10 protein-coding genes are annotated in these 12,837 nt (G+C 41.4%); 6 read left to right on the top strand and 4 right to left on the bottom strand.

Annotated elements, in window-relative coordinates:
* Window positions 1-2 precede the first annotated feature (2 nt).
* From HGO23_RS18090 to HGO23_RS18080, 3 genes are all read right to left on the bottom strand, one after another.
* Window positions 3-422: a DUF1795 domain-containing protein gene (locus tag HGO23_RS18090; RefSeq protein ID WP_099134236.1), complete on the bottom strand. Its 420-nt coding sequence runs from the start codon at window positions 420-422 to the stop codon at window positions 3-5.
* 71 nt (window positions 423-493) lie between these two features.
* Window positions 494-2,398: a type VI secretion system Vgr family protein gene (locus HGO23_RS18085; protein ID WP_209027427.1), complete on the bottom strand. Its 1,905-nt coding sequence runs from the start codon at window positions 2,396-2,398 to the stop codon at window positions 494-496.
* Window positions 2,399-2,876: 478 nt separating this feature from the next.
* Window positions 2,877-3,362 (bottom strand): thioesterase family protein, encoded by a 486-nt coding sequence (locus tag HGO23_RS18080; RefSeq protein WP_209027426.1) that lies wholly within the window; start codon window positions 3,360-3,362, stop codon window positions 2,877-2,879.
* A 547-nt stretch (window positions 3,363-3,909) separates the two neighbouring features.
* Between HGO23_RS18080 and recQ the strand changes: the two genes are divergently transcribed.
* From recQ to yigL, 3 genes are all read left to right on the top strand, one after another.
* Window positions 3,910-5,736 carry an ATP-dependent DNA helicase RecQ gene (gene recQ / locus HGO23_RS18075; RefSeq protein ID WP_099134239.1) on the top strand — a complete coding sequence of 609 codons (1,827 nt, stop codon included), beginning with the start codon at window positions 3,910-3,912 and terminating at the stop codon, window positions 5,734-5,736.
* Between the two features lie 62 nt (window positions 5,737-5,798).
* Window positions 5,799-6,794 carry a lysophospholipase L2 gene (gene pldB / locus HGO23_RS18070; RefSeq protein WP_099134240.1) on the top strand — a complete coding sequence of 332 codons (996 nt, stop codon included), beginning with the start codon at window positions 5,799-5,801 and terminating at the stop codon, window positions 6,792-6,794.
* A 54-nt stretch (window positions 6,795-6,848) separates the two neighbouring features.
* Window positions 6,849-7,649: a sugar/pyridoxal phosphate phosphatase YigL gene (gene yigL / locus HGO23_RS18065; RefSeq protein ID WP_209027425.1), complete on the top strand. Its 801-nt coding sequence runs from the start codon at window positions 6,849-6,851 to the stop codon at window positions 7,647-7,649.
* 94 nt (window positions 7,650-7,743) lie between these two features.
* On the opposite strand, the gene HGO23_RS18060 is transcribed toward yigL, so the two are convergent.
* A complete protein-coding gene (locus HGO23_RS18060) occupies window positions 7,744-8,511 on the bottom strand; it encodes an IS5 family transposase (protein ID WP_209027424.1) in 768 nt (255 codons plus the stop codon).
* 744 nt (window positions 8,512-9,255) lie between these two features.
* Between HGO23_RS18060 and HGO23_RS18055 the strand changes: the two genes are divergently transcribed.
* From HGO23_RS18055 to HGO23_RS18045, 3 genes are all read left to right on the top strand, one after another.
* Window positions 9,256-10,629 carry an MFS transporter gene (locus tag HGO23_RS18055; RefSeq protein ID WP_425330525.1) on the top strand — a complete coding sequence of 458 codons (1,374 nt, stop codon included), beginning with the start codon at window positions 9,256-9,258 and terminating at the stop codon, window positions 10,627-10,629.
* 149 nt (window positions 10,630-10,778) lie between these two features.
* Window positions 10,779-11,795 carry a LacI family DNA-binding transcriptional regulator gene (locus HGO23_RS18050; RefSeq protein ID WP_209028822.1) on the top strand — a complete coding sequence of 339 codons (1,017 nt, stop codon included), beginning with the start codon at window positions 10,779-10,781 and terminating at the stop codon, window positions 11,793-11,795.
* Between the two features lie 2 nt (window positions 11,796-11,797).
* Window positions 11,798-12,775, top strand: coding sequence for a nucleoside hydrolase (locus HGO23_RS18045; RefSeq protein WP_209027422.1), 978 nt, complete (start codon window positions 11,798-11,800; stop codon window positions 12,773-12,775).
* Window positions 12,776-12,837: the final 62 nt, after the last annotated feature.

Genomic DNA, 12,837 nt, shown 5'->3' with positions numbered 1-12,837 from the left:
TGTCAGGTCGCCTGAAAACTACTGACAATTGCCAGCAGAGCGTTACGCTGCCTTTCCTCAAACGGCTGTGGAGAAGTCAGGTTAAAAGCCAGCAGCAAATTGTCCCGTATTTGCAGCACAACAGTCTGGTGCATCTCACCTTCCGGGCTTTGCCATTGGTAGTCCAGTCGCCAAGCCAGCGCCCCGCTTAGTTCTATCTCCAGCCTTTGATGCTCTTTATAACCGGGGAGATGGGTTTCAAATTGAGTCAATGTTTGGGCGTAGTAGGCGGTGTGGTCAGAACCCATCGGTACGGGTGTGCGGTTAATCACCAAATTAACGCCACTGTCATCTGGCAGGACAAATACCTGCATCGATTCATCACGCCAGTCAGATGGAATAGTTAAGGTTCCTTCATTCATTTGATAGGGTTGTTTATTCATGGGTGTCTTCCTTTATCACTCTTTTTTGGTCTATGTAGCTACCGTGTTCGCATGTGTTTTGATTGGCTCGGCTAGTTCAGTTGAACCTGTTCCTTGCCGTTGATGATGATATTTTTGCCGGTAATATGGATATTGCCCTTCTTGTCCAGAGTGATACTGGCACCGCCTGTGCTGATTTGGATGCCACCGTTGACAGACTGGATAGAAATGTCTTCTTTGGCGCTTAACTTACTTTTTTTCTCCACTGTCACTTGCCGGTTACCGTGGATAGTACTGGTCTCCTCGCCAGTCACTTCCTTGATGCGATCTTTACGTACGGATATCACCTGATTGTTGCCGATGTTTTCGGTGTGATCGTGTTTCACCTGCGTGGTACGGTCGTTGAGGACAGTGGTGTTCATATCATTCAGAACGATGGTATTCATATCTTTTTGGGCATGCAGGGCGAGTTGTTCACTGCCTTTCGCATCCTCAAACAACATTTGGTTATAGCCCTCTCCCTTATGGGTTTTGGAGCGAAACGCCATTTGGGTTTTGCTGCCGGGCAAGCCGCCGGGAGGGATATTGCTGGCGTGATAGGTTCTGCCGATAACGATGGGTTGATCTGGATCGCCATGTAAGAAATCAACCACAACCTCTTGGCCGACACGAGGAATAGCGAGCATTCCCCAGCCTTGCCCCGCCCACGGATGAGTAACGCGTATCCAGCAGGAGCTTTGATCATCACTGCGGCCATAGCGATCCCACGGGAACTGGAGTCGAACACGACCATATTGGTCACAAAAAATTTCTTCCCCGGCAGGGCCGACGACTTTGGCAATTTGTGGCCCATCAACGATCGGCTTAGGCAGTGGAGAAGGGCGCCAAGTCTGGGTTTGGCGGATAAAACTAAATTGGCTGTTTAGTGTTGTACCACTGCCACTGATTTCCTGTTCTAACGCTTGTGGTTGATAACCAGTATGGCTGGCGGAAATAACCTGCCACGGCTGATTCCATTCTCCACGCGGATGGTTGGTCAGGGTGAAGAGCCGCCCCGGTTGGATGGCGATGGCATAACCGTTGCCATGTCCTATCAGCGCATCGTTACGCAGTGCTTCGAGCCGGTAGCGGGTAAAAGCAGCACCATGCTGTTCATCTTTGAAGCGTCCGGGATAATCGTAATGCTCGTAATAGAGCTTCTGGAGGTTGTCCTCTTTCATTTGCTGGCTGAATTCTGCTGCCCAGGCCGGATTTTTAAAGGTGTAATCTTTAAGTTGTACCTGTGCCGGTCTGACCTGCGCGCGGTTGGTGATACTACTAACAGAAACATCACCTGTAGGACTTTGTTCACTGGGTTGGTAGGGAAGTTCGATGCCCAACGGTACTGAACCAGCATCATCGGCAAAGACCAGCGTATTACGCCCGTTGCTGCATTCAAAAAAGTAGAAAATGCCTTCTTCTGCGCTCAAACGCTGGATGAAAGTGAAGTCGCTTTCCTGATATTGCACACAAAATTCACGCTCTGGATGTGGCTGGCGCAAACTAAATACCACATCACGAATGCCGTGTTCTTTTAAGATGGTGGTGACGATGGTAACGATATCGCGCTGTTGGAAGATGCGTGAATTTTGGCGTAGTGTTGTACGCCACAAGTCAGGGCGGATAATCATCTGATAGGTGGTCTGATGTAATCCGGTATTCCCTTGTTCAAAGCTGGATACCATACCGCTGATGCTTCGTTGTTCGGTTTCTCCCTGCAAAATCGTGAGTGTGGCAGTGTGATCGAGCACAGTAGAAAAATCGATAGAGGGATTAGCACTTGCCAGACCAATATTAAGCTGAAAAGGTTGTGAAAAACCTTCTGTCAACGCGAAATCAGTGACAACAAAAGTTTGGGGTGGCAGGCTGCCTGCTGTCAGAGTGAATAGAAGTCCGCCGGATGAATTACCGCCAGTTTGCCGGCTCTTCTGAGAAATAATACTCTTTTTCAGTGACATAATTTTTCGTCCTTATTTAATGTCGCTATTAATGCGATATTTGGGTAGCTGTTATCCTTAATTTCTCTTTTAACCAACGATTCGCCGGGAATATTTAATGTGGGAATATTGAGGGCGATCAGGAACTGTATTTTTTAAATTTCTTTCGCTCAGATAATAATCGACAAGATATAGCAGGTTTTTATTTAGTATGAAAAATAGTCACTGCAATGTGATTGCAATCACTCAATAATTTATATAAATCAAATAATTAAAAACAAAATATGGGGTTGGAAATCAAGATATTTGTCTGCGGGTAGCGAATGACACGAGTATTTCTAAATAAAGTGATAAATTGACAAGAAATTAGCGGGAATTAATATTTCAGGTTCAATCATAATTTAATAATTGGCGGGTTTATCTTGCAAAAAAGGAATGTGTTTTTTATCACATCCCCCTCTTGCAGAATTCAGAACATTATATTTAAGAATATTGAATATCATCCAATCAGATAAGTCCCCGTTGCGCTGGCGATATGTACCTGTTTTTCATTGTGCAATTCTATTCTGGCGACAGATACTTTATTACCGGCACGAATGATATTACTGCTGGCAGTAAATACTTCACCACGTCCGGGACGCAGGTAATCAACACGCAGATCTATAGTACCTATCGTAGGCAGGCGTTTTTGTAGTTCTTCCATCGTAATGACTTTCATCGTGGCCAGTGCACTCCCGGTACAGACTAAACCGCCAGCAACATCAAGTATTGAAGCTATAACACCGCCATGCAGGATTTTCTGGATCATATTACCCACTAGCTTATCTTGATTAATAAACTGAATCTCTGCGTAGTCTTCTTCAAAACGAACCAATTCAAGCCCTAAAAGTTGGTTAAATGGCATATGATAAACAAACGCCTCACCTATAAATTTACGCGCCTCTTCTTGTGTTAAAGGTTGGGTTGGTCGCTGTATCGTTTCCATATTGGATTTCCTGAAAATTAAAAAAATAAATTCACTGATATTAGATAGTTATTTTTGGTTAATAACTTGTTAAGTTTATGCTTTTATTTTCCAGCTTGCCAGTCTGAGAAGCGCTTTGAAAAAACAATTTTATGAAGAAAAAGTTGCTATAAAAAATGCTCGTTTCGTGTTTAGAATGTCTCAGTAATAAACAAGCAATGGTTATGGTAGCGGAGAGCGGGATTGGAGTTACCTACTGTCGAAACATGTTCGCGTTTATACACAAGTATTCAGTGGATAGGGTGAACCGATGATTGATTACAACTTCAAGCAGACCCAATGTCATGCTGAATGATATACTGTAATACCCTTCGTCTTTCAAGTTGCCTCTTTGTTGGTTGTGCTCACTCACCAGAGGCCAGCTTTTGGCTGGGCAAATTCGTTCTCGACGAATTTGTCATTCCCTTGCCGCCGCGACGCAACTTGAAATCCATTGGGTATAGCTTCTATATGTAAATCGTTTAAATAAATAGCTTTGAATAAATAATTTCAATAATTGAGGAAAGGCGTGTCTACCGCAGAAGTCATCAGCACGGCATCGCTGGCTGAACAAATATTACGAAAAACATTCGGATATCAGCAATTTCGTCCCGGACAGCAGCAGGTAATAGACGCCGTTCTTGATGACCGTGATTGTCTGGTTATTATGCCGACAGGTGGCGGTAAATCGTTGTGTTATCAGATCCCTGCTTTGGTCAAAAATGGATTAACGCTGGTCGTTTCTCCATTGATCTCATTGATGAAAGATCAGGTTGATCAATTGAGAACAAATGGCATAGAAGCAGAGTGCTTAAACTCAACTCAAAGTCGTGAGCAACAATTCGATATTATCCGGCGTTGCCGTCAGGGAAATATCAAATTGCTTTATATTGCCCCGGAACGGATGGTAACTGATAACTTTCTCGATCATTTACATGACTGGCATCCGGCTTTGCTGGCAGTTGATGAAGCGCACTGTATTTCTCAGTGGGGACATGATTTTCGGCCGGAATATCGTGCGCTTGGACAATTACGCAGACGCTTGCCCGATCTTCCTGTTATCGCACTAACAGCCACAGCAGATAAAACCACCCGACAGGATATTGTTCGCTTGTTGGAGTTGCGTGATCCCATCATTCATATTAGCAGTTTTGATCGTCCTAACATTCGCTATACATTAGTTGAAAAATATAAACCTCTTGATCAACTCTGGTCATTTGTTCGTAGCCAGCAAGGAAAAAGCGGGATTATTTATTGCAACAGCAGGAACAAAGTGGAAGAAACCGCAGAGCGATTGCAAAAACGGGGATTAAGTGTCGCTCCTTACCATGCGGGGCTGGAGACTAATCAGCGTGTCTGGGTGCAGGATGCTTTCCAGCGGGATGATTTGCAGGTAGTTGTTGCTACAGTGGCGTTTGGTATGGGGATCAACAAACCCAACGTACGTTTTGTCGTGCATTTTGATATTCCCCGTAATATTGAATCTTACTATCAGGAAACGGGGCGTGCAGGGCGGGATGGCCTGCCTGCTGAAGCGGTACTGTTCTACGACCCGGCAGATATGGCGTGGCTACGCCGTTGTCTGGAAGAAAAACCCGCAGGCGAACAGCAAAATATTGAGCGTCATAAACTTAATGCCATGGGAGCGTTTGCTGAAGCGCAAACCTGCCGACGATTGGTATTGCTCAACTATTTTGGTGAAAGCCAGCAAACCGCCTGTGGCAACTGTGATATCTGCCTTGATCCGCCGAAACGTTATGATGGTTTAGTAGATGCGCAGAAAGCCTTGTCCTGTATCTACCGCGTTGGACAACGATTTGGTATTGGCTATATTGTAGACGTGTTACGCGGCGCTAATAATCAACGTATCAGGGAGTTAGGGCATGATAAATTGCCCGTTTACGGCCTTGGCAAAGAGCATAGTCAGGAACACTGGATGAGCATCCTGCGCCAGCTGATCCATCTGGGGTTAATCAACCAAAATATTGCCAATTATTCTGCATTACAATTGATGGAAGCGGCGCGGCCTGTTCTGCGTGGCGAAGTGCCTTTGCAGCTTGCTGTGCCTCGAATCCTAAGTTTGAAAAGCAGAAATCAACAAAACAAATCATACAGTGGGAACTATGATCGTAAATTGTTCGCTAAGTTGCGGAAATTGCGGAAATCCATTGCTGATGAGAACAATATTCCGCCTTTTGTCGTTTTCAATGACGTAACACTGATTGAAATGGCAGAACAGTGCCCAATAACGCCCAATGAACTTCTGCTTATTAACGGGGTTGGGCAGCGTAAACTGGAACGTTTTGGTGATGCCTTTATGACACTGATCCGTGAGCATTTCGAAGGGTTTGAATAACCGCAGTCAACCGTAGTCAACAAACAAATAACTGGAAAGACGACGGATATAGAGGATGATAAATGCCGCCTGAGATATTGAAAGCAAGCTGGTTAAACCGCGAACCTCAGTTCTCTGCGTTTACGAATGGATTATTACTGGATTTTTGGAATACCAGAAACGAACGGGAATTTATAGGCGTTGATAATATTCCTATCCGTTATGTCTCTTTCTGTTCGCCCCATCATGATAAGACATTGGTGATATCTCCTGGTCGTAGTGAAAGTTATGTGAAATATCCGGAAGTGGCTTACGATTTTTACCATCTGGGTTACAACATCTTTATTATTGATCATCGCGGTCAGGGGCTTTCAGGCAGAATGCTGACAGATCCTCAAAAAGGACATGTTGAAGCATTTGAACACTATGTGGATGACTTGGCAAAATTCATCGAATTAGAAATCGTTCCACTTCAATCATATCGCTGTTATGCACTCGCTCACTCAATGGGCGGGGCTATACTGAGTTCTCTTCTATTACGCCAAGAATCAATATTCCGTGCTGCGGCACTGTGTGCTCCCATGTTTGGTATTAACTTACCAATGCCTCGTTGGTTGGCGAATTTTCTGGTCAACCAAGCAGAACCTTACCCTAAAAGACGTAACAGATATGCGATATCAACAGGGCATTGGCGACCATTACCCTATTTTATCAACTTGTTAACCCATAGCTATGCACGTTATCAGCGATATTTACGCTATTATGTTGATTATCCTAAGTTACGCCTTGGAGGGCCGACTTACCGTTGGATGCGTGAAAACATGCGAACGGGAGATAACTTAATTGAAAATGCAGGAAAAATTCAGACACCACTTATTGTTTTAGAAGCTAGTGAAGATAAGGTAGTTAGTAATCGGGAGTTATTGGCTTTTTGCGAAGCGCGTCAAAAAGCCGGAGCAGGAAAAGAAGAACATAATCCTCTGGTTATCCAAGGGGCATACCATGAAATCCTGTTCGAAAAAGATGCATTGCGGGCGCAGGCCCTTAATGCGATTTGTGATTTTTTTGATCAACACTGATTTATACCCAATAGATTTCAAGAAAGATGCGGGTATCGCTTAGGAATTTGAACCATGTACTATGTTGTTGCTTCAGACTTAGATGGCACACTGTTATCTCCCGATCACGTATTAACGCCGTATACTAAGAAAATTTTGAATCTTCTGACAGATAAAGGGATTCATTTTATTTTTGCGACAGGGCGTCATCACATTGATGTAGGGCAGATCCGCGATGGATTGGGCATTAATGCTTACATGATCACATCAAATGGGGCGAGAGTGCATAATGCACAGGGAGAACTGGTATTCAGCCATAGTCTGGCACCGGAAATTGCCCGTGATTTATGTTTGCTGGAGTTTGATAACCCGAACGTTTTGACCAACTACTATAATAATGATGAGTGGTGGGTTAATCGTGAAAGTTCGGAACAGACTGAATTTTTTAAGGTGTCTGATTTCCATTATCAGCTTTTCCAACGTGAGAATTTTCCTGTTGATGGTGTGTGTAAGGTCTATTATACCAGTGAAGATCATGATTATTTGATTCAACTGGAAGAGAGAATTGAAGCGCGTTGGGGAGATAAAGTAAACGTGAGTTTCTCTCTAAGAAATTGTCTGGAAGTCATGTCAGGAGGAGTATCCAAAGGGGAAGCATTGGCGCAGGTCTGCCAATCCATTGGGTATCAATTAAGTGACTGTATTGCTTTTGGTGATGGAATGAATGATCTGGAAATGCTAAGCGTAGCGGGTAAAGGTTGCATTATGCAGGGTGCCCATCAGCGCCTGAAAGACATTTTGCCGGACATGGAAGTGATAGGCTCTAATGCCGATGATGCAGTTTCGCGTTATTTGCAGAAAATGTATCGAGTTTGATGTTCATTTAAGTAATCAATTGAAAACAGCATTCTGATGGGTGCTGTTTTTTTTGCATTTATATTAGGGCGTGTTGACGTTTTGTATTCATCATTTATTCGCCCCACATGGGTAGCCAGATAATGACAAATGCCAGTGCCAATGTGCTGGCGTAATTTCGTGCCAATTTATCGTATCTTGTTGCGATTGCACGAAAATGTTTGATTCTGGCAAACGCATTTTCAACTAAATGACGATGACGATAACGATATAAACCCTTATCCTTCTTTTTATCCGAGTTTCGGTTATTTTTTCGGTAGGGAATAACCGCCGTTGTCCCTTGTTCTTCGATATAATTTCTGAATGCCTGACTATCATACCCCTTGTCAGCGATGACAAAGTCCGGGGGCGGTGATTGCACCACCAAACTTTTTGCATGCACAATGTCGTGAGTTTGCCCCTCGGATAATTCAAAATGAACAGGCAAACCATAACTGTCTACGGCCAAATGGATTTTAGTCGAGCGTCCTCCCCGGCTTTTCCCAATCGCTTCATTCTCCTTTGAAGCCGCGCCTGAACTGTGCTGATGAGCACGGACAATCCTGCCATCAATGAACAACCATTCAGTATCAGAATCTTTAGCTAATTCCTTGAATAATAAATCAAAAATACCTTTGTTTGACCCCGCATTAAAACGCTTAAAAACGGTATTCCATTTCCCATATTCAACAGGCAGTTCCCGCCAAGGGCTCCCGGTTCTCATTCGAAAAAGGATACCTGCCAGAATTAGGCGATGCGTTTTTTTATGGTAGACAAGCCGATTTTGTTGCATGAATACAAATAGCTTATCCCACATAGGGTCTGATAACATGGGTCGTGGCATGATAGTTCTGGTTACGAGTTTTTTGGCGAAAATAAGGATACCAAATTATCATGCCATTCAAATCCCCTCGTTCAAACGTCAACACGCCCTAGTAACGATAATTTTTTGTTTTGATATAAGAATGCTTACTGATTTTAATATTTTATTTATGCTCTATAAATAATAATATTGTTAATTTATTTGATTTTAGGAAAATTTTCCTATTTTTAAACATATTTTTTCCTAAATATAGTCTTTAATTTGGCTTTGGTGTCTTTACTAGAAGAGAATTCTAAAATATGAATAGATGCATAAAGATAATGTCATATGTTTTTATGGTTAAAAATTGCTCAAATGAGTGTATTGGAGGATGAATTTATTAAAATAATCTAATTTTTGATTAGTTAGGTTTTAATGTTTTATTCTGATTTTTTTGGAATGCTTTCTATTGGTAAATGGGAGTTATTATATTTTTATAAATATCTTTTTTTTATGTTTTTTCATTGTCATTAAATAAATTTTAATATAAGTTGTCTATTTTTTATATCTTGCAAAAAATAATTTTTATCTTAGTATTCTGGATTATAAAAATAATCATAATTTTTAATTATCATAATAAATCTACTCGAGTAGATAAAATGAAGATCGATATAAAAATATAACTATGAAAAAATATTTTTCCGGTTTATAACATCGGCATTGATAAATTACTGTTCCAACATTCAGGGAACATTTATGCAGTTTGAAAATGTAGTTTCGCCCTTAATGGGAAAACGACATGCATCCGAAGTGTGTCTGTTGACTCAAAAAGGGCGAAAAGATTTTTGTCGAGCAGTTTTTTCTTGTTGGTTAGGTACGGCAATAGAATATGCTGATTTTGCACTTTATGGACTAGCTGCGGGGATGATCTTTAGTGATGTATTTTTTCCTAATATGACACCAGCAGTAGCATTGCTTTCTAGTTTTGCAACGTATTCTGTTGGGTTTATTGCACGACCAATTGGGGCCTTATTGTTTGGATGGTTGGGAGATCGTAAAGGGCGAAAAGTCGTTATGGTTGCGACAATAGCGCTTATGGGAGGTTCAACAACACTTATTGGTGTGATCCCGAGCTATGCTCAAATTGGTATTTGGGCTCCAATTTGCCTAGTTATTTTACGCTTGGCCCAGGGGTTGGGTGCGGGAGCTGAACTTTCTGGCGGAACTGTGATGCTAGGAGAATATGCACCGCCGAAAAAGCGTGGCTTAGTGTCTTCTGTTATAGCTATTGGTTCAAATAGTGGAGTGTTACTAGCATCACTAGTTTGGTTGCTGATACTAACTATGGATCAAAAGAACCTCTTAGAATGGGGATGGAGAATTCCATTCCTGTCTAGCTTCTTACTTGCTGTGATTGCACTGTATATCCGTAAGTACTTAAATGAGTCTCCAGTATTTCAACGTTATAAGATGGAGTCCGGCACCCGAAGTGTACAGTCAAAAGTATTTTCAGAGGAATTTAGTTACAAAACTGAATATAGTCATCGAAATTTTTGGAGACGGACAAAGGCATTTTGGATCATGGTTGGTCTGCGTATTGGTGAGAATGGTCCATCCTATTTAGTTCAAGGTTTTATCTTTGGTTATGTTACTAACGTATTGATGATAGATAAATCCATACCTACAATTGCAGTGTTTATTGCTTCAATCTTAGGCTTTTTGATCATTCCATTGTCGGGATATTTATCTGATCGTTTTGGGCGTCGAATCGTTTATCGTTGGTTTTGCCTATTAATAATTTTGTACGCGGTACCTGCTTTTATCTTGTTGGAAAGCCGTGAACCTATTGTTGTTATGTTGACTATTATAGTGGGCATGGGGTTAGCTTCCCTCGGCATTTTTAGTGTTCAAGCCGCTTGGGGAGTTGAACTGTTTGGTATGACGAATCGTTACACCAAGATGGCTTTTGCAAAGGAAATTGGATCCATTTTATCTGGTGGCTTTGCACCATTAGTTGCATCTGCTTTGTTATCTTTTACTGGGCATTGGTGGTCTATCGCAATTTATTTTGTATTTATGGCAGGAATTGGATTTATAACAACGTTCTTTGCGCCAGAAACTCGTGGTAGAGATTTAAATTTACCTGAAGATGCTATTTAGTGCTTTAGTAACTTATCCCATCGTTAATAACTTTGGCATGAATTAACATTATTTGATTCGTGCCAAGTGTTTATTACATTTCAAATCATGGTATTTTAACTCCTAAATTATTTAAATTATTACTTTCTCCTATACGTAAACTAAATATCATGAAGTTACATGTTAAAAGAGTGACTCGTACTGATGTTGCTAAAGAAGCAGGGACATCAGTAGCTGTAGTTAGCTATGTTGTTAACAATGGTCCAAGACCCGTTGCGGAAGCAACTCGGAAGCGTGTGTTAGAGGCTATTAAAAAAACAGGTTATCGTCCAAACGGTATTGCAAAAGCTCTTGTCTCTGGAACTACACAAGCTTACGGGCTTGTTGTACCAAATATATCTAATCCTTTTATTTCGTCTATAGCTCATGCCTTGCAACAAGAAGCTTTTAAGCATGGTCAGGTATTGCTATTGGGAGATTCAGGAGACGATAGAAAACGTGAAAAAGAGTTGATCAATAATTTGTTGCAACGTCAAGTTGATGGGTTGATATATGTCAGTGTTGATCGCCATCCTTGTATTGAGCTTATCCAAGAAAGTGGAACACCATATGTCATGTTAGATCGCGTTGATGCAAGTCTAAATGTTAGCGCGATTATTGTAAATGAGCGTCTTGCCGCGTTTAAAGTTACTCAACATCTGGCTCAACATGGTTATCGTGATATAGCCATTATTTGTGGACCACGTGATATGTTGAATACACAGGATCGTATTGCTGGTTGGCGTGATGCATTACAACACGCCAACTTGGTTGTGCATGAAGAGTGGATATTTTCTACGGATTACACTCGTATGGGAGGTTATGAAATGACATTGAAAATGTTGAAAGGAAAGAGGCCACGTGCTTTGTTCGCAACAAATGAACTACAAGCGTTCGGATGTCTTCGAGCACTATCTGAACAAGGAATAAAAGTACCAGATGATATGGCGCTAGTTTGTTTCAATGCTACACAACAATCGCAGTTTAATGTACCGTCTTTGACAGCAGTACGTCAGCAGATTGATAGAATGGCAAAAACAGCTATCGAAATGCTGAAAACATGGAATGGAGAAGCTCGTGAGTGTGAATTTGAGTTTGATTTACAGATCGGTGAGTCTTGTGGTTGTACATCTATCGTAAAAGAATAAATATGCGTTTAATTATTGATTGTGATCCAGGGAATGGTATAGCTGGAGCTAATGTTGATGATGGTCTTGCATTAGCACTTGCCATAGCAGCACCGCAAATTTCTCTTGAATTAATTTCTACAGTAACAGGTAATACCCCCAGTGAAGTTGGTTATTCTGTAGCCAAATCTCTTTTGCAGAGACTAGGTAAAGATATTCCAGTGACATGTGGGGCCTTCCAAGGATTATTAGAACCTATGGATGTTTGGCGTGACAAGCTTGATCATGGTGTTGATCTGAACGGTCTACGTCATCTATGGAAAGATGTTGTTCCTCCTAAATCATTTCCTTTAGTGGCATCATCAGCGGCTCACAGTATAGGAGAACTTGTATGTTACAATCCTGGGGAAGTGACAGTTGTAGCGATTGGACCTTTGACTAACATCGCCCATGCTATGCAGTTATATCCTGATTTTCCGGAATCGGTAGCTGAAATAGTCATAATGGGGGGAGTGTTTGATGTTTCTGGTTATCAAAAGGACACCAATTTTGGAATTGATCCAGAAGCAGCACATATCGTATTAACAAGTGGTGCAAATATTACTCTGGTACCGATGGATGTCACGACACAAACTCAGATGCTACATTCTGATTTGGATTATTTATCCACATTTGATAATCCTCTTTGTGAATTTTTGGTTGAAACGATTCGCCCTTGGATGGACTATTCAATAGAAACAAGGGGATTAACAGGTTGCTGGATCCATGATGCTTTAACAGTTGCATGGCTTATTGATAGAACAATAGTTACTAGCACACAAAATTATGTGGACGTTGTTTTAGAAGGGAAAGATCGTGGAATAACGTGCATTTATGAACCAGAATCATCGTATTGGGATATAAGTATCTCAAATAAGAAAAAAAAACCTATCACAATATTGAAGACAGTGGATAGTGATCGATTCTTATCAATAATTTTCCACTATATTCAGAATTATTGATTTTTTCCTCTTTCATAATAAACCCTGTTATTATATTTGATCTTTTAGAACAATTTTTTACA

This window comes from Xenorhabdus budapestensis (assembly GCF_017743015.1).
GTDB lineage: Bacteria > Pseudomonadota > Gammaproteobacteria > Enterobacterales > Enterobacteriaceae > Xenorhabdus > Xenorhabdus budapestensis.
Note: the sequence above shows the minus strand (reverse complement) of the source record. Positions and strands in the feature narration are given on the sequence as shown.